Below are 19,460 nucleotides of genomic sequence, written 5' to 3'. Positions count from 1 at the left end.
CTCAATCCTTTTTGTTGACCAAGCCTTTTGTAAACTCGTTCAAGGCTTCTACCTTTTCTTCAAAGTCACCTTTTATGGTCTTACGATACTCGTTAAGATTTTTTACAAGGTCATCTATGTTTTCTGGGAGTACGTCCTCAAAAAATTGACGTAGACGTTTGGCTGTAGTCGGGGATTGTCCATTTGTGGAAATGGCAACCTTTACATTGCCCTTGGTTACTATGCCGCCCATATAAAAATCGCAAAACGGCGGGTTATCCGCCACGTTCACCAATTTGCTGAGCTTTCTGCAATCGTGATACACTTGCTCGTTTACTTCGGGCTTGTCCGTGCAAGCGACCACCATATGTTTGCCATCCAAATACTTTTTGGCATATACGTCCTTGGTGATTTCCACATTGTGCTTTTCGGCCAATGCCAAGGTGTCGGACAAAAATTCCGGAGCTACCATCTGTACTTGCGCATTGGGACTGGATTTCAACAAAAAGGTCAATTTTTCCAAACCTACATTACCTCCTCCAACAACAAGTACATTCAAGTTGTTTACTTTCAAAAAAACGGGATACAACTCATTTCTCTCCATCACAAATCAATTTTATCAGCGAATTTTTATTGGAATGCTAAAGATAATGACTATTTCTGGCAGCAGAATAGCTCTTTACATGAAGATAGGCTATTGAGCTTTTAAAAGGTAGGTGCCTCTTTCTGTTTTTTGGAGGATTTGAATTCGTAGCGGACAAACAATTCGTGTGATCCTCCTGTGTAGCTTGCCAAATTGGAAGTGGTAAGATCGTAGGCATAGCCCGCACTAAAATTAGGGTTGATCTGCATTCCCAACAAAGTGGAAAAAGAATCGTCCCAACGATAGGCCAAGCCAAAAGTGAAAGTTTCCTTCAGTAGTGCATTTACCGAAACATCGGCAATCATCGGAGCGCCCGGCACCCATTTTACAAAAAATGCAGGCTTCAGTTTTACATCGGGAGTCAAATCCAGCACTTTCCCGCCGATAAAGTAATAATGCAAACGCTCTGCAGCGATTTCCTGCTCCTCACCATCGTAATGCTTTTGCGAAAAGAAGTTGGGTATGGCAAAGCCCAAATATCCCTTCTTCGTATCATAATACAGTCCCGCACCAATAGTCGGAAAGAATTTACTTTTGATATTATTTTGAAAGGCCACGTCCGCATCCTCTGTCAGTCCTTTGGAAAAATCCACATCAAAAATGCGTCCGCCCAGCTTCATCCCAAAAGAGAGCTTGCTATTGGCACTATCCAATTGAATGGTGTACGAAACATTTCCGTCCACCGATATTTCAGAAGAAGGCCCCAAGGCATCACGGGAGATGATTCCCCCTACCCCAAGTTTGTTTTCCAGAGGGGTGTCCACCGCCAATACTTGGGTGTTTGGCGCTCCATTTATCCCCACCCATTGCGAGCGATGAAGCAACAAAGCTGTTAAATGACCATTGTTACCTGCATAAGCTGGATTTACACTCATGGTGTTGTACATATACTGCGTAAACTGTGGGTTCTGCTGTGCATATATGGAAATTGAGCACAGGGTAAACAGCAATAGACAAGCTTGCTTATATCCCTTTGTTATATGTTTGGTAAAAACAACTCCCATCTTTATCTGTTTAAATACAACCAATCCGTTCGTGGTTCCGACCCATCGCCCAAATCCAATATGTAATAATAGGTGCCCACGGGCAGCTGGTCTTCGGGCTGAACCATAGCACGACCATTCGGAGTACCGTCCCAATCATTTTTATATGATTTTGTCTGGAAAACAATGTTTCCCCATCGGTTATACACCTGAAGCGAGTTGCCAGGGTAACGAGAAATACAATCAATCTTAAAATAATCGTTCACACCATCACCATTCGGTGAAAATTCGTTGTACACCACCAAGCAACTGGGTTCTATAAAGGCTTCGGCAGTATTATTGCTTTCATCTACATCCCACTGATCTACATAGGCCAAATTGACTCGGTTCACGTAATCCTCAATATCCAGAACTTTTACAGTAAGCAATAGCGTCGCATTATCGGAAACGGACAAGGATTCTATTTCCCAAAAAAAAGTATCTGAATCGTAGGTTCCAACAGTTACCTCGGAGCTGATAAATTGATAACCTGAAGGCAATTCTTCCTGTATTCCAATATTTGTGGCATCATCCACACCTTGATTGGTCACAGTTATTTCAAACACAACCTCATCTCCAATATTGGGCATTGCATTATCCACAATTTTAGTAATAGAAACATCAGTAGTTTGAGGTACCACAAATGCTGACGCTTCGTCGTCATCAGCAATACCATCCGCAAAATCATCTTGATCCATCCCTGTTGATGGGTCGCTATCAGGGTCCGTATACAAACTTGCTGAAACAAAGGCCTCGTTCAAATATTCATTTTCGGTTCCTGTTGGCACATTGACAATAGCCAAAACTTCCAAACTCTCCGAATCCTGGTTCAAAATGGTCCGGTTCACACTCCAAATACCAGAATCAACATTGTAAACCCCAGCTGTTGATGTGTGCGATTCGTAAGTGTAACCAGATGGCAAAACCTCGGTCACCTCAACATTTCTGGCATCGGACGGGCCGTTATTGGTGATACTTACCACAAACCGAACCACATCACCTACGTTAGGATTGATATTGTCCACTGTTTTGGAAAGTGATAGATCATTCAATCCGCCAGGAACTGGAATCACCGTGGATTGATCATCCTCGGAGCCTAAATTATTGTTCGGGTTGGAATCTGGGTCGTAAGTATCCAAGGCTATCAGTTCAGCAGTATTCTTGTATACTCCGCTTGACAGTACAATCGCCCTGACCTCCAATGTTTCGGTCGAACCATTGGTAATGGCGGGCAAATCCCACGAACCTGCAATTTCATCATAAATCCCAGATGAAGTTATAGCAGACACAAATTGATATCCGTTTTCCAATTCATCTTCAATAATCAATCCTGAGGCATCGTTGGGCCCATCATTGGTTACCTCAATGGTAAAAACAACCTCATCCCCTACTTCGGGATTCATATCGTTTACCGCTTTGGATACAGAAATATCGGTGACGTGTCTTGGAGTGACCGATTGTTCGTCTTGATCATCTTCTGATGGGTTATTATTGTTCGGGGTGGAATCAGCATCAAAAAAAGTGGCGTCAACAACCTCGACAGTTGCGGTGTAATTCCCTGAAGGATTCACCTCGGCAACAATGTTCAGTTCTATTTGTGATTCCAAAGGAATAGTTCCAACATCCCAAATTCCGTCAGATGGATTAAGCAATCCTCCTGAATCATCCGAAACATAGGTAAAGCCATCGGGCAATATATTTTCCACTTCAACTCCTATGGCATCACTGGGACCCTCATTGGTCAAGGTTATGGTAAATGTAACTTGTGACCCAACATCGGGTAACGCATTGTCCACACTAACATCCACATTTAAATCCGCTGAAGGTACCGGGGTTGTTCCTGCGCTGTCTTGATCGTTTTCAAAAACATTACTGTTATTTGGAATTGAATTGGGGTCATATTGATCCACGGCAAATACTTCGGTTACATTAAAATAGTCTCCCGAGTTGTTCACCCTCGCCACAATGGACAACGTTTCGGTGCTTCCATCGGCCAAATCACCGTTGAGCACCCACATTCCAGAAGTAGCGTTGTAAATCCCTGCTGTGGTACCATGGGAAACATAAGTGTACCCATCCGGCAACAAATCCATTACCTCAACTCCAGAAGCATCACTAGGTCCTAAATTGGTAATATTGATTGTAAAAATCACTTCTTGTCCCACATAAGGACTCAACACGTTCACCGATTTACGCAATTGCAGGTCCGCCACTGGAATCACAATGGGCTCCACGGTTTGTTGATCATCTTCTGATTCGTTGTTGTTGTTTGGACTGGAGTCCACATCGTTTTCAGCAACGTTGGTCAGCTCTGCGGTATTAACATAATTTCCGGTTGATAAAACCTCTACGGTCATTTCCAGCGTCTCGGCAGCTCCATTGGTCAAATTACCGACCACCCAAGAGCCATTGGTGGCATTGTAGGTTCCTGATGAGGGTATTGTATTTACAAATTGATAGCCCGTTGGCAAAACATCGGTAACTACGACATTGGTGGCATCACTAGGGCCATCATTTTGGACAGTTATGGTAAAAAGAATCTCCTCTCCTACTTCAGGAATCAATTCATCAACTGTTTTTGTAACCGAGATATCCACTATAGGTTCTGGTATAACCGAAACTTGGTCCTGGTCATCTTCACCAGGCACATCATTGTTTGGGGTTGAATCAATATCTGTTTGATCGTGATTCGTAATTTCCGCAACATTATCGTAATCTCCGGACGAGTTCACATTGCAAAGGATACTTAAGCTTGTGGAACCACCATTCGCCAAAAATCCTACATTCCAAATACCTGTTGTTTCATCATATGTGCCCCCATTATGGGATACATAGCTATAGCCAGAGGGCAAAAGGTCAGTCACTTCCACTGAAGTTGCATCACTGGGACCATCGTTGGTAACTGTCAAAGTAAACCGAACATTATCACTGACCAATGGTGGTGATTTATCAATGGTTTTGGTCAAGGATAGATCAATACGTTCTTCGGGAGCCACGACCACATCGCCTTGGTCATCTTCCGAAGAGACTCCATTGGATGGCGTTGAATCAATATCAAAAGCATCAGAAGCAATAATTTGTGAGGTATTGGTATAATTTCCTGAAGCATTGACTTCAACATCTATAGTTAGGGTTTCTGTATTTCCGTTGGGCAACGTACCCACTTCCCAAAAACCACTGTTTGGATCATAGGTGCCGGTGGTTGCAGAATACGAAACAAAAGTAAAGCCGGACAATAACTGGTCCACGACCCTCACGTTGGTTGCAGTATGCGGCCCATCGTTGGAAATGGATATCTCAAAACTGATTTGTGCTCCTACATAAGGGGATAAATTTCCTCCCACAACCGATTTTACCAACGAAAGGTCCGCCTGTAGTGGTGCTGCCGTAATAGTATCTTCATCATCCTCGCTCTGGTCGCCATCATCATTATTGGGCGTGCTGTCCACATCCGATTGATTGGCAAAAATCACTTCGGCAATATGGGTGTATTCACCTATAGTGCCTGTTGGTGTCTGTACGGTAGCATCAAAATTTAACGCCACTGTATTGTTTCCCACAGGAACATTAATTCCTGTCCAGGTAACCATATCCGTCAAAAAACTGAAGGTTCCACTATTATCAATTGCTGTAATATTTGTAAAACCATATGGTACCAAATTTTCTATAGCAACCCCTGTGGCGTCCACATCTCCCAAATTACTCAGATTGATGGTAAAAGTGACCACATCACCAATATCCGGTTCAGGGTCGCTGGCTACTATTTCCATTTCTAAGTCAATACCCTCAATAGTGGTTGCCGCCGTATCTGAAGCTGTATCGCAAGAGGCGTCGGAAACCGTCCATTGAAAAATGTAAGTCCCTAGCGTGGTGCCAAAAACTTGGGTGTTGGGATTGTTTCCATCATCAAAAGTCACCAATGTTGGACCTGAAAGCTGTGTCCAAGACCCCGTGCCTACCGGTGGCGTAGCTGCGTTTAAAAATACTGCTGTGGTCTGGTCGAAAGTTTGATTCGGACCTGCTTCAACTACACAATCTTGTGCATACCCTTTTTGAACGGAAACGAACATAAAAAAAACCATCAATAAGAAACACCTAGAAATTAGGGAGGATTGGGGTTTGTACATAGTTGCGTTGATGAGGTTCTCCTTACGTGGTAAGGCTTATCCAAACTTATCAAGAACAGGGAAGAATTGAGAAGTTATGTTGTATGGCAAGACGGTTTTGTTGTGAAAACGTACATTACTGATGAAAGAAAAGCTGTTGTATTACAAACGGCGCCAGTACACTGGTTTTAACAAGAAATGCCATTATGGAGCGGCTCATCAGGAATAAAAAAGTACTGTGCAAAAAAAAGACCCTGTTTTAACAGGGCCCTTTTCTTTAAAGTTGGTTATTTTATCTTCTATGCCTCACAGCTCACACAATCCTTCTTTTGCTTGAATTTTTGTGCAGCGTTCATACTGTGCTGATAGTACAAGGACTTTAACCCCAATTTCCAAGCCGTAACGTGGATTTTGTTGATATCCTTGGTCGGCATATCCGGGTGCACAATAATGTTCACCGATTGTCCTTGGTCTATATGGTTTTGTCTGTTGGCAGCTTGATAAACAATGTCCAATTGATCCAATTCCGAATAGGTCTTGAACACCGCTTTTTCTTCTTCCGTTAAAAAGTCCAAGTGCTGTACAGAACCATCCATATCGCGGATACTCTTCCACACTTCAGGTGTGTTTTGGTCTTTTTCTTCCAACAAGTCCATCAAGAATGGATTTTTGATGGTCACTTTGATCTTGGCGATATCCTTTACGTAGCAATTGGACCAAATCGGTTCAATTCCTTGGGACACTTGACCCAATATGAAAGCGGATGATGTAGTCGGTGCAATGGCATTCAAGGTAGCATTTCGTCTTCCGTAGCCTTTCAATACATCCGGCTCGCCAAAACGTTCCGCCAATTGTTCGGATGCTTTGTACGAACGCTCTTTGATCTCTTTAAAAATTTCACTGTTCAAGTTGTAGGCCTCTTGGCTGTTGAATGCCAATCTTTTGGACTGCAACAAAGAGTGCCACCCCAAAGCGCCCAATCCCAAGGACCGGTTTTGCTTGGCAAAGTTGTAAGCGCGCTCCATAAATAGGAAGGTTTGTTGGTCTTCTCTATCGGAAGAATCCCTATAGGCTTCCAATTTCTCTATAAATTCAGTAATCACGGCATCCAAGAAGTGAACCATGGTTTCCACGGCGTCTGTCTTTTTCCATTTATCGTAATGCATCAAGTTGATACTGGAAAGTACGCATACAAACGACCAATCATCATTGGATGGCAACATGATTTCCGTACAGAGGTTACTGGCGTGGATGCGGTGGCTTTTGTCTTTGTAGACATCCGCGGCACCGTCGTTGGCATTATCGGAGAAGAATATATATGGGTATCCCATTTCTCCCCTACGCTGCAATACCTTGGCCCAAACAGTTCTTTTATCCGTATCGCCTTCAATCATTTCTTGCATCCACTGGTTGGTCACTGTAACCCCATGGGTCAATTGTTGAATAGGGTTCCCTTCTGTACCGATTTCCAAAAATTCCATGATGTCCTTATGGTCAATCGGTAAATATGGAGAAAAACGACCTCGACGTACCGATCCTTGGCTTACCACATCGACCATGGATTCGAACAACTGCATTATGTGAACCGCTCCTGAAGCCTGTCCGTTATTTTTAACAGCAGAGCCTCTGTGCCTGATCTTACCGAAGTAACCCGAGGTGCCACCACCTAGTTTCGACATCATCCCCACTTCGGATTGGGTATACAGGATGTTCCCCATGTCATCATCAATGTGCGATCCAAAGCAACTGATGGGCAAACCACGTTTTTTTCCAAAGTTGGACCACACAGGAGAGGCCAAAGAGAAAAAACCTTCGGACATATAACCGTAAAATTTATCCGAATACCCCGGAATCTGCAAAATTTCTTCTGCCCTATCACCAATTTCACGTATACGCTCCTCCGGACTTACGCCTTCGGTAAGGTATCCAGACGCCAAAAACTTTCGGCTATATTCGTTCAACCATTCAAATCCTTTGCCTTCCTCTGTTTTGAGTTTAGTCAAGGTATCCTTTCTTGCGTTAACAAGTTCTTGCGTTTTGTTATCCTGCTTTTGATCGGTGGTCGGGGTTGTTTGTGTTCTCTTCTCCATAATTTAAAAAAGGTCGTCGCTTGTTATACTTTGTGTTCTTTTGCTGTAGTTGATGGATCTTTTTACAAAAAAGTCTCCGTGTTTTGTTCCTATGATCTCGTCATCGAACCATTCGGTCTGGTCTAATAGTTTTTGATCGACATCGAATATTTTGGAGATTCCAATGCTCTCCAAGGAATTGTTGAATCTGTTTTTGATGAATTCGTTCACCAAATTCTTTGGCAAGAAATCCAATTCACCAGCTTCAAAAATCCAGTCCACTATTCTGCTTTCTGCGTCGAATGCTTTTACACAGATGTCCTGGATCATTTCTTTATAAGCATCATCGAACCACTCCGGATGTTCTTTTTTGATGATATTGATGACATCGATACCGAAATCCCCGTGAATTTGCTCTTCTTTTGATGTAGCCTCAACCACATTGGAAATTCCCTTCAGCACATTTTTGTGCTTGTTGAACGCCATAATGATCAAAAATTGAGAGAAGAGGGACACGTGTTCAATGAAAAGGGAGAAAAGCAATATAGATTCTGCATATTCCTTGTTGTTCTCACTTTTTGCATTTTTAAGTGCAGTCTCCAAATACTGCACACGTTTCATGATCACCGGTTTCTTCTTTAGGTTTTCGAACTCTTGGTTCAGGCCCAAAATTTCCAAAAGATGGGAGTATGCATCGTGGTGACGCACCTCACTCTCTGCAAACGTAGCTCCGACCGAACCAATTTCCGGCTTTGGCATTCTATGGTAAATATCGCCCCAGAATGATTTTACTGCTACCTCAATTTGAGAAATGGCCAACATGGTATTCTTGATGGCACTACGTTCAACTTCGTTCAACCCGGATTTAAAATCTTGGATATCGCTGGTAAAATTAAACTCGGTATGTATCCAGTAAGAATGTCTGATTGCCGGAACGTACTCATACAACTGAGGGTACTCGTAAGGCTTCAAGTTGATGCGTTTCTCGAAAATATCGGATTCGCGCATTTGTGCCCTTTTGTTCCTGTAAATAATGTATGCTTTGGCCACATCGTGGAACTCACTATCCATAAGTTGGTTTTCCACTACGTCTTGCACCTCCTCCACGGTCGGCACATAATGTTCGTCTTGGCTTTTTCTTTCCAATAACACTTTGTTGACGTTATTGGCAATGGTCTGCGCATCATTGATCTGACCATGTTCCACAGCGGTCATAGCCTTTAAGATTGCATTAGTAATCTTGTGTAAATCAAATTCTTGCGTACTAAAATCCCTCTTTGTTAAATGAGTAATCTGCATGAAGAAAACGGTTTGGAGTTGAAAAAAATAGCTTGACTGTAAAATTCACATTTTCTTTACTTGTATTTTAAGTCAACCCGATTAGGTTCTTAACACTTTTATCAACATTTGTTTTTTTGGGGTCTAAAAAACGTGGAATCAAACGTAGTACAAGGGCTTGAAAAAAAAGCCGTCAAAACTTAGCCGCTCCAAAAAGATTTTCACAGTTTTTTAACAATACTTTTTGGCTACATCATAAAGTACAGTAAAGACGTATCTTCACAGGCATTTATACAAAAAAAACTGTCTGCAACAGATAACCGGCACGGTTAAAAAGTTCCTTCGGTTCCATTCAACACAAGGCAATGCTCCACATATGATAGGGTTTAAGCAATAAAAATGATATAATCATATATTGTTGCTATTTTTACCCAACTAAATCCAAGAAAATGTTTGGGACAACCAACAATCAAATTTTACCGTTGATAAGCTTTGATTTGTATTTGGAGCACTATCATCAGCTCATCAAAACTTTAAAGAAGGAAATCGATTTAGAACAAATACATAATTTCCTAAAGCGACATACCGAAGGTCAATTCCAAGAGTTGATCAAACAGGAAAACTATGACGCCATCGTGATTACCACCCTTGACCAGCACATTGTTTGGGTAAGCGATGGCTTTGCGGACATGACGGGATATCACAAAAACTATGCGCTGGGCAAAAAACCCAGTTTTCTTCAAGGAGGAAGTACATCGAACAAAACCAAACAACAAATCAAGGAACAACTGCAAAGCAGCCACAACTATAAGGGCTCCATTGTAAACTATAAAAAGAACGGGGACGCCTATCGCTGTCAAATTAAAATAGTGCCATTGTACAACTCAAAAAAGGAGCTGACCCATTTTATGGCTTTGGAGAAAGAATTGAAGGTGGCTTAAAACAAAACCCCTGAAAATCAATTGATTTTCAGGGGTTCTTAAGTACCTTGGGGGGGAATCGAACCCCCACTCCCGAAGGAACTGGATTTTGAATCCAGCGCGTCTACCAGTTCCGCCACCAAGGCATTGGTGTCACATTTTCAAATGCGAGTGCAAAGCTAAAAAATATTTTTTATTTATCACCAAAAAATACTTTGATTTATCCTTTAGCAACCCGAATTAATTCTTAAATTTGCACCTCCTTATTAAAAAGCACTTTAAACCGCTAGTTAACAAGAGATTGTAATGGCCTATCAAGTTCCGGAACCTAAAATTTTTGCTTGCACCCAAAGCGTTGAGCTGGGCGAGAAAATCGCTGCCTCTTATGGCGCTGAATTGGGGAAAGTTCAATTCTCACGTTATAGTGATGGCGAATTCCAGCCTTCGTTCGAGGAATCCATTCGAGGAGCACGAATTTTTATCATTGGTTCAACCAATCCAAGTTCAGAAAATTTGATGGAAATGTTGTTGATGCTGGACGCTGCCAAAAGAGCTTCCGCAAGACACATTACGGCCGTTATGCCCTATTTTGGTTGGGCCAGACAGGACAGAAAGGACAAACCACGCGTTCCCATTGCAGCCAAATTGGTGGCCAAAATGCTGGAAACCGCTGGTGCCACAAGAATTATTACCATGGACCTGCACGCGGACCAAATCCAAGGTTTCTTTGAGAAACCAGTGGATCATCTGTTTGCTTCCACTTTGTTCCTTCCTTATTTAAGAGGTTTGAACCTTGATAATTTGTGCATTGCCTCCCCGGATATGGGTGGTTCCAAAAGAGCCTATGCCTACTCCAAGGCACTGGAGTGCGAAGTGGTCATTTGTTATAAGCAAAGAGCCAAAGCCAACGTAATTTCACACATGGAACTGATTGGTGACGTACAGGGAAAGAATGTGGTGTTGGTGGATGATATGGTGGATACCGCAGGTACACTCACCAAAGCAGCCGACTTGATGATGGAAAGAGGCGCGGAAAGCGTGCGTGCCGTTACCACTCACGGATTGCTCTCCGGCAAGGCCTACGAAAGAATAGAAAAATCACAATTATCGGAATTGATCGTTACCGATTCTATTCCAATAGATCACAATAAGGAAAAAATTAAGGTATTGTCTTGTGCCGACCTTTTTGCAGATGTCATGCACAGGGTACACCACAACACCTCAATATCTTCAAAATTTTTAATGTAAATCAATTTAATATATAACAATGAAGTCAATTACAATCAAAGGATCCCAAAGAGAAAGCGTGGGCAAGGTTGCTACCAAGGCCTTACGTAATGCTGGAAAGGTCCCTTGCGTGCTTTACGGAGGGGATAAACCAGTGCATTTTTCAGCTGATGAAATCGCATTCAAAGACTTGGTGTACACCCCAAATGCGCACACCGTAGTAATTGAATTGGAAGATGGCGAAAAGTTTGCTGCCGTATTACAGGATATCCAGTTTCACCCTGTAACGGACAACATTCTTCACATCGATTTCTATCAATTGTTCGAGGATAAACCAATAACCATGAGAATCCCGGTACGTTTGGAAGGAAACTCACCTGGGGTTAAAAATGGTGGTCGCTTGCTATTTAGAAAGCGAAAGCTTTCCATTAGAGCATTGCCCGATTTGCTTCCGGATTTTATCACTATTGATATTTCCAAGTTGAGGATCGGACAGACCATCGCTGTGGAAACCATTCTTAACGACGACTACACATTCTTGCATCCAGATAGTACTGCTATCGTTCAGGTTAAAGCATCTAGAACTTCTATCGATGATGAGCTAGCCGAGGATGAAGATGAAGAAGGAGTAGAAGGAGCAGAAGGAGAAGCTACAGAAGGTGGTGATGCCCCAGAAGCGGAAGCTGCGGAATAGCACTGTAAACATTTAGCAAGAGCATCCCCTTTTTACCTTGGTAAAAATTTGGGATGCTTTTGTATTTTTAGACCAATCAAACAAAGCCGATGCTCAATTTTATCAAACAGCTTTTTGGCGCATCAAAACAACTACTGGAAGAAACCGACCCCATGAAAAAATTTTTGATTGTTGGCCTTGGAAATATTGGAACCGAATACAGGGAAACCCGTCACAATATAGGCTTCAAGATTCTAGATTTTTTAGCAGAGCAAGAAGATTTTACTTTTGAAAGTGCCAAATTGGGGGCAGTTGCCACTTTTAAACACAAAGGTAAAAGTGTGGTCTGCCTAAAGCCGTCCACTTATATGAATTTAAGCGGGAAAGCTGTAAAATATTGGATGGACAAGGAAAATATCGGTCTGGATAATATACTCATCATTACCGATGACCTGAACCTGCCCTTTGGGAGTATCCGACTAAAAAGCAAAGGAAGTGATGGTGGACACAATGGATTAAAAGATATCCAAAATGTACTACAGACCACTAAATATAACCGTTTTAGATTTGGTGTAGGTTCCGATTTCAGTAAAGGCAACCAAGTCGATTATGTTTTGGGCAAATGGGATGATGACCAACAGAAGGCCATGCCCGAACGCTTAAAAAAATCAACAGACCTTATTCGTTCCTTTGTGTTTGCCGGTGTAAAAAATACGATGAACCTATTCAATGGCAAATAGTCATTAGAGCACTCTAAAGTCGAACACTCCCGAGATTGAGGTATTCCCCTCCAAATCGGTAGTAACTACCCTCCAATAATAAACATTGCCAGACTCGACACCTACGGGAATTTCCATACCGCTTGCATTGGTTATTCCAACCGATGTTGTCGGTGGATTGGTTTCGGAAAAAAACACTTCAAAAGATTCAATATCGTTATCCACATCTGCGCCAGACCACTCCAAAAGTACTTCATTGGCTATATCCATTTGCACTGTAGCACCCGACAAAGGGTTTACCAATTGTGCTGGAAAAGGCGCATAGGTAGTTTGAGATCCCGCATTGTAAAACAGCCAAGTTGGGCTAGAAGCCACTTGATCGGAGTTCGAGTTACGCGAAGTAACGGACCACGCATATGGTGTTCCCTTTGTTATGGTTAAACTCGCCGATGTTGATGCCGTGGATATGTTTTGCGGAACATTGGTATTCAAATTTGTGACGCTCAATGTATAGTTCTCCGTGTTATTGGATGCCATCCAACGAAAGGTAACCTGGGTAGATGTTTGGTTGATATCGGTTCCGGTGGTACATTCCGAGTTTTCTTCAGGAAAAACCAAAGCCGCTCCTTCCGGTGCAGGTGGCGGTCCATCATCTCCCCCACAAGAAACCAACAAAACCAATATGGAGAGCCAAATTATATTCCGAATCATCTTTTTATGAGTTTAAACATTTCCTTTACACCTGCTTTTGCTACACCTAAATAATAAATTCCTTTGGGAAGGCCGGATAGATTCAATTGAAGGTCTTCTCCAGCGACCCTTCTGTTTTCAGTTCGCACCAACCTACCATTGGCGGTAAATATTTGAATCGCAACATCACCTTCAAAACCGGCCAAATAAACTTCTGTAATCGCATCAACTGGATTTGGTGAAATTATGGGTCGAGAGGAATAAAACAAGGTCTTTTCCACAACACCTTGACATGGTATATTGGAATAAACCCTCAAAGTGTTCACGCCTTCCTTTAAAGCCAGTTCAACTTTTGATGCCTCCGTTTGAGTTACCAAACCATTCAGCTCCACATTGTAAAAGGAAGCACCGTCCAATTCAACACCTAATATTCCAGCATCTATCAAGGCTGTCACATCGAGCACGTCAGGCTGGGTAATTACGGCATCAAAACACACCTCTTGATAGGTAATCATTCCATTGGTTCCGGTAATGCAAAGGGAGTATTCGCCCGCAGTTAAATTGGTAAAGGTTTGAGAATCGGTAAAATCAAAAGATTCCATGCCACCTGCACCATCCAAAACCGCCGTATAGGTAATGGAAGTGTCAAACGGAGTAATGGTAATGGAACCGTTATCACTGCTTCGGCACGTTTCACTTTCTATCTCAACCTCAAAATTATCAGAAGCAAATCTATAAATGGCACATCCGTTGGTATCTACTTCAACCCCCTTTGGAGTACCCAAACAAAGATCATTGCCATCGTCAAAAACACCGTCTTCATCTTCATCGGGCCGGTAGCTTCCTTCGATACACACATCCAAAGAAAAAGCAATTAAACTACCTCCATCACTAGCCGCCGTATCTTGTATTTCCAATATCCATTCGCCCAAAATAGATTCTCCTTTTAAGGAGGCCAACGACCCTAAAGGAATCACTGTTCCTGAAATTGCCGGGTTTTCTCCACATACAATGGGGTCTCCGTCATCATCAAAAACTGCATTAATATTATTTAGATCTCCACAGGTATTCGAAATCAAAGCTACTTCTGTTCCTGATGGCGAAATGAGTGTAACAATAAGGTCTTCCAAATAGGTATGGTTCAACTCCAAGTTGACATTTACATCCGATACGGGCAAATCTTCCACAAACAAAATGGATGTTGTTACCGTTGGTGTTCCTGAAGCTGAAATGGTCAAGGGCAAATCGTTTGGCTCCTTGCTTTTGCAGTCCACCTGCGATGTAATAAAGTTGAACGCAGTTCCAAAAGTTCCACTGCCACAGCCATTGTTTGGCCTCACCCGCCAAAAATATTCGGTTTCAGCTTCCAAACTGGTGGCCTTATAATTGGTGAAAGGTATGGTGGCAGATTCCACGATTTCAGTAAATAAATTGTCCGTTGCGATCTCAACATCATAATTGGAATACAAGGGATTGGCTTCCCAGCTAAGTTGTGCGTCCAAAGAAACACCGCCTTCCCCATTGGCGGGGGACAAAAGGGCCACATCGGAAAAAGTACCATCTTGGACTGTAACGGTAAGCAACACGCTTTTGGTCACCGATGCGGAAGTGGCATTTACCACAATATCGTATACACCCGGAGCAATTCCATTGGTGTTGGATAAGGTCAAATCGACCGCTGTTTGATCGGCACTCGCCTCTGTTGGCGTAAAGCTAGCGGTTAAGCCTACAGGAACATCTGCAGAAAATGTTGATGTTTCATTAAATCCTGAATAGGTTTCATATACAAATGGAATGATCAGGTCATCCGGCTGGCAAACTTCATAAACCAGGTTATCAAAATTGAGGACTACTTCGGATTGTTCAATGGTAAAATCCAATGAATTGACAGCAAAGAAGACATTATCGCTTGCCTTGACCATAATACGCCCTGTTTCTGTAACATCGCCCGGCAACAATATTTCCTCAGAACCATCATTAAGTGTGTTTTCCAATAATGTGATGGGGAAGGTCAATCCCCCGTCCAAGGAGAGAAGTATGTCCACATTTTGGGCATTGATGGGCGCAACATCCGTATTGGCTACATCCCAAGTAATTTCTTGCAAAGAACCTGCTTGATAAACTTCACTAGCTGTTTGCGAAGTAACCACAAAAGGACCTGCGGCCTTTATCACCCCAACTTGCAAGACATCGGAAACAACCTGCCCCCCACCTTCGGCATTATCACGAACGGTAAAGGCAAAACCTAGGTTACGTTCTATGTCCGATACTGTTTCCCAAGCGCTTCCTGTTGTGGGATTGGTTTGGGTAAGATTCCCCTGAACTACCTCGGAGAGCCTAGGAAAATATCTTATGGGGTCTGTACTTGGCGGAAGCGACCTAAAATTGGCGCCACTTGGATTGGTGGACCCAAAAGATGAAGTGGTCACTATACCATCGTCTATTTGTTCCCAAGTGTAGGTGAGCACATCATCTACATCTGGGTCTGTTGCAATACCTTCCAATACAAAAGCGGTACCTTTTGGAATTATATAATCACCGACAGGCGTCAAAACAGGTGGCGAATTCACCAATGGTTCCGTCTGAGCACAAGAAGTGGTTACCAAATAAGTAGCGATTTGAAGAATACTGTTATAATGAAAATAATCATCGCCATTTGGCGCCACATTGTTTCCGGAAACAATTCCGGCGTACCCCATAATAGTTGAGCCACTGGCAGGCTCTGCCTGGACCCCAGTACCTTCAGATTCAAAGGACCAAGTATGGTTGGCACCAAATTGATGCCCAAGTTCGTGTGCCACATAGTCCAAATCAAAAACATCTCCCTGTGGATTAAACCCTGATGAGAAAGCGCTTCCCTTCCTATTGTCTATACACACCGAGGCTATAAAACCGGCATTACCATTGTCCAAGCCTTCATCCACTTTGTGAAAAAGATGACCTACATCATAATTTTCCTCTCCGATGAATGAGGTAATGGTCGACTGCACTTCCGAATTTAGACTATCATCATAAGGGTCGGTATTGGCGTTGGTAAAGATAATTTCGTCGTTATTGGGAACAAGTTCCAAAGTAACGCCCAAATCTGTCTCAAACACTTCGTTGACCCGTGTTAGTGTCGCGTTGATTCCCGCCAAGGCGTCCTCCACTGTACCGCCCATTTCTTGGGTATATTCACCCGAGGCGGAAACCGCAATTCTATATTTACGCAATACTTGCCCATCCACCAAAGGAACAATGGTCTTTGACGCAGTGCCAGATGACTTACTTCCTGTACCGAATAAATCTTTGCTGGTTTCACAGATAAAATCCATTTTTGAGGAAAGCCCATCTTCTTTAGCATACAAAACATAGGTATCCGCCTTATTTAAAACAGGCTCCATGAACGAAGTCTTGTGGTTCTGCAAATTCACGATCATAGTTTGAAGACCCTTGTGCGAACTGCTGAGCTTTACTTTGTATTTGCCATCGGAACTGACTCCCGAGTACGACTTTATATTGGGGTATTTCTTGGCAAGGTCAGGATGCAGCACCGCGGTTTCCTTCAAATTAAACGGAACAATATTGCCTTCGGCGTTTGGGAGATAAACAATTTTCCCTTTCATTTTTGCTGTTGCGAAAGATCTCATTTCCTTGGAAAAACCTTCTTTATCCAAGGACAAAACCTTTTTGGCTTCAGAAATATCCTTTAGGGAAGCACTTCGTAGGTTCGATTGTTTGGGAATGCCTTTCCAATAACCTTGCTGCCCGTAAATGCAAAAGCAGCTAAAAAATATGGCTATTGAAAAAACAAAATGTAATTTAGCTTTCATACACGGTTAGGGCATAGTATAATTTCAAATGTAAGCCTTTTTTTATTTCTATATTGCGTTGGAAACAATCCAAAACATTTCTGATTTTAAGCATATTCCGCACCATACAGTGGTGACCATCGGCACTTTTGATGGTGTGCACCTTGGACACCGCAAGATATTGGAACGCCTCACAAACAATGCCAAAAACACGGGGCTCAAGTCCACAGTGCTTACTTTTTTCCCTCATCCGCGGATGGTTTTGCAAAAAGATGTGGACATAAAATTGCTGAATACCCTAGAGGAGAAAAAGCAAATTTTGGAAACCTTGGGACTGGATTATTTGATCATCCACCCCTTTACCAGACAGTTTTCACGGCTTTCTGCGATTGATTTTGTTCGCGACATTCTAGTCAACAACATCAAATCAAAAAGAGTAATTATTGGATACGACCATAGATTTGGCCGCAACCGCAATGCCAATATACAAGACCTGATTTCTTTCGGAAACACCTTCGATTTTGAAGTGGAAGAGATTCCCGCGCAAGAAATTGATGATGTTTCCGTAAGTTCCACAAAAATCAGGAAGGCTTTGTTGGATGGCGATGTGGAAACGGCCAACAACTACCTGAGCTATGCCTATATGCTCACGGGCACCGTAAAAAAAGGACGTGGCTTGGGAAGGGATTTCGGTTTCCCCACGGCTAACCTTCATATTGCCGAAGCATACAAACTAATCCCAAAAAATGGTGCGTATGTAGTACGAAGCAAGATTGACGGCAAAGCATATTTCGGGATGATGAACATTGGCTTCAACCCCACCGTAGATGGTTCTCAAAAAAGTATCGAAGTCAATTTTTTTGAGTTTGAAGGAAACCTTTACGACAAAAAAATCCAGGTGGAATTGTTGCACCGCATTCGAGACGAGCATAAGTTCAATTCTATTGAAGAACTTAAGGAACAATTACAAAAAGACAAAGACCATTCTTTGGACCTAATCTCCAAATAAATGCTCGACCAATTTCTATTTAAAAAGATTGACAACGCACAACTGATAGTGTTCAGAGTATTCTATGGACTTTTGGTGAGTGCGGAATGTTACGGAGCCATAGCCACGGGCTGGGTGCGCCGAACTCTAGTGGAGCCCCAATTCACTTTTTCCTTTATTGGTTTTGAATGGTTGCAACCCTTACCTGGCAATGGGATGTACATTTATTTTGCCGTGATGGGCACTTTAGGACTTTTGATTGCTTTTGGGTACAAATATCGCTTTGGTGCATTGGCCTTTGCCATTTTATGGTCGGGGGTATATTTGATGCAAAAAACATCCTACAACAACCACTATTATTTGCTGATGCTGCTTGCCTACATTATGGCATTTCTACCAGCAAACCGAGATGCATCCTTAGATGTGAAATTGAGTCCGAAACTCCTTTCCCAGACAATGTTCAACGGGGTGCGATGGATTATTATCCTCCAGCTCTTCATCGTATACACCTACGCATCGGTAGCTAAATTGTATGCAGATTGGTTGGATTTTAGCATGATCGAAGTATTGATGAGTTCCAAGAAGGGTTACTATGTGATTGGCGACCTTCTCCAACAAAAATGGGTGCATAAAATAATAGCGGTTTTCGGTATTTGCTTTGATTTGCTGATTGTGCCCGCATTACTTTGGAAACCCACCCGAAAAATTGCCTTTGTACTGTCCATTTTCTTCCACTTGTTCAACAGCATCGTATTTCAGATAGGCATTTTCCCTTACTTGTCACTCGCATTTATCGTTTTCTTTTTTGAACCACAGACCATCCGGAACATCTTTTTAAGAACCAAAAAGATAATTCCAGAAACCAAAATTATCATCCCCAAAAACAAGAATGTGATTTTGACGGTTTTAGGCATCTACTTTCTGTTTCAATTGGTTTTGCCGCTTCGGCACCATTTCTTTAAAGATGATGTGCTCTGGACCGAAGAGGGCCACCGGTTAAGCTGGCGGATGATGCTGCGCAGCCGTTCGGGAAGCATCACATTTAGAGTTGTAAATACAGAAACAAAGGATACCACCTTGATCAACCTAAACGATTATCTCACCAAAAAACAGCAACGAAGAGTGGCTTGCTATCCCGATTTTATCTGGCAATTTGCACAGTACCTAAAAAAAGAGTACGCTCAAAAAGGAGAAAATGTGCAAGTTTTTGCCAAAAACAAAGTCAGGGTGAACCAAGCTCCAAGAAGAGAATTGATAGACCCCAACGTAGATTTGGCCAACGTTCCGTGGAAGCATTTTGCCCACAACGATTGGATTCTCCCTTCAACCAAGGAATAAACTTGGGCACTTCTTAA

The 19,460-nt window shown here is 42.5% G+C and carries 13 protein-coding genes and 1 tRNA gene; 6 read left to right on the top strand and 8 right to left on the bottom strand.

Features of this window, described 5'->3' with window-relative positions; all coding sequences use genetic code 11:
- Position 1: 1 nt before the first annotated feature.
- From J4E06_RS14990 to J4E06_RS14970, 5 genes are all read right to left on the bottom strand, one after another.
- Positions 2-583, bottom strand: a complete 582-nt coding sequence (locus J4E06_RS14990; RefSeq protein WP_349524797.1) for a precorrin-2 dehydrogenase/sirohydrochlorin ferrochelatase family protein — start codon at positions 581-583, stop codon at positions 2-4.
- Between the two features lie 101 nt (positions 584-684).
- Positions 685-1,626, bottom strand: coding sequence for a PorP/SprF family type IX secretion system membrane protein (locus tag J4E06_RS14985; RefSeq protein ID WP_349524788.1), 942 nt, complete (start codon positions 1,624-1,626; stop codon positions 685-687).
- Between the two features lie 2 nt (positions 1,627-1,628).
- Positions 1,629-5,714, bottom strand: a complete 4,086-nt coding sequence (locus J4E06_RS14980) for a T9SS type B sorting domain-containing protein (protein WP_349524787.1) — start codon at positions 5,712-5,714, stop codon at positions 1,629-1,631.
- A 335-nt stretch (positions 5,715-6,049) separates the two neighbouring features.
- Positions 6,050-7,840, bottom strand: coding sequence for a ribonucleoside-diphosphate reductase subunit alpha (locus tag J4E06_RS14975; protein WP_349524786.1), 1,791 nt, complete (start codon positions 7,838-7,840; stop codon positions 6,050-6,052).
- 3 nt (positions 7,841-7,843) lie between these two features.
- Complete coding sequence (locus tag J4E06_RS14970; protein WP_349524785.1) at positions 7,844-9,118, bottom strand: ribonucleotide-diphosphate reductase subunit beta; 1,275 nt, start codon at positions 9,116-9,118, stop codon at positions 7,844-7,846.
- A 428-nt stretch (positions 9,119-9,546) separates the two neighbouring features.
- Here J4E06_RS14970 and J4E06_RS14965 point away from each other — a divergent pair, with 428 nt between their 5' ends.
- On the top strand, positions 9,547-10,038 hold the full coding sequence (locus tag J4E06_RS14965; protein WP_349524784.1) for a PAS domain-containing protein: 492 nt from the start codon (positions 9,547-9,549) through the stop codon (positions 10,036-10,038).
- A 43-nt stretch (positions 10,039-10,081) separates the two neighbouring features.
- Here J4E06_RS14965 and J4E06_RS14960 read toward each other — a convergent pair.
- A tRNA-Leu gene (locus J4E06_RS14960) sits at positions 10,082-10,163 on the bottom strand.
- 160 nt (positions 10,164-10,323) lie between these two features.
- Here J4E06_RS14960 and J4E06_RS14955 point away from each other — a divergent pair.
- The 3 genes from J4E06_RS14955 (at position 10,324) to pth (ending at position 12,657) form a co-directional block, all read left to right on the top strand.
- Entirely contained in the window at positions 10,324-11,265 is a 942-nt protein-coding gene (locus J4E06_RS14955; protein ID WP_349524783.1) for a ribose-phosphate pyrophosphokinase, read from the top strand.
- Between the two features lie 19 nt (positions 11,266-11,284).
- The gene (locus tag J4E06_RS14950) at positions 11,285-11,938 is read left to right on the top strand and encodes a 50S ribosomal protein L25/general stress protein Ctc (RefSeq protein ID WP_349524782.1); all 654 of its coding nucleotides are present in this window, start codon (positions 11,285-11,287) and stop codon (positions 11,936-11,938) included.
- Positions 11,939-12,027: 89 nt separating this feature from the next.
- On the top strand, positions 12,028-12,657 hold the full coding sequence (pth, locus tag J4E06_RS14945) for an aminoacyl-tRNA hydrolase (RefSeq protein ID WP_349524781.1): 630 nt from the start codon (positions 12,028-12,030) through the stop codon (positions 12,655-12,657).
- A 3-nt stretch (positions 12,658-12,660) separates the two neighbouring features.
- Here the strand turns inward: pth and J4E06_RS14940 are convergent, their stop codons facing one another.
- Positions 12,661-13,347 carry a hypothetical protein gene (locus J4E06_RS14940; protein WP_349524780.1) on the bottom strand — a complete coding sequence of 229 codons (687 nt, stop codon included), beginning with the start codon at positions 13,345-13,347 and terminating at the stop codon, positions 12,661-12,663.
- Positions 13,344-17,138, bottom strand: a complete 3,795-nt coding sequence (locus tag J4E06_RS14935; RefSeq protein ID WP_349524779.1) for a reprolysin-like metallopeptidase — start codon at positions 17,136-17,138, stop codon at positions 13,344-13,346. The genes J4E06_RS14940 and J4E06_RS14935 overlap by 4 nt, the downstream gene beginning before the upstream one ends.
- Positions 17,139-17,196: 58 nt before the next feature.
- Here J4E06_RS14935 and J4E06_RS14930 point away from each other — a divergent pair, with 58 nt between their 5' ends.
- Positions 17,197-18,126, top strand: coding sequence for a bifunctional riboflavin kinase/FAD synthetase (locus J4E06_RS14930; RefSeq protein ID WP_349524778.1), 930 nt, complete (start codon positions 17,197-17,199; stop codon positions 18,124-18,126).
- Positions 18,127-19,443 carry an HTTM domain-containing protein gene (locus tag J4E06_RS14925; protein ID WP_349524777.1) on the top strand — a complete coding sequence of 439 codons (1,317 nt, stop codon included), beginning with the start codon at positions 18,127-18,129 and terminating at the stop codon, positions 19,441-19,443.
- Positions 19,444-19,460 lie beyond the last annotated feature (17 nt).

Source organism: Allomuricauda sp. NFXS6, from assembly GCF_040148835.1.
In the GTDB taxonomy this organism is placed as follows: domain Bacteria; phylum Bacteroidota; class Bacteroidia; order Flavobacteriales; family Flavobacteriaceae; genus Flagellimonas.
Note: the sequence above shows the minus strand (reverse complement) of the source record. Positions and strands in the feature narration are given on the sequence as shown.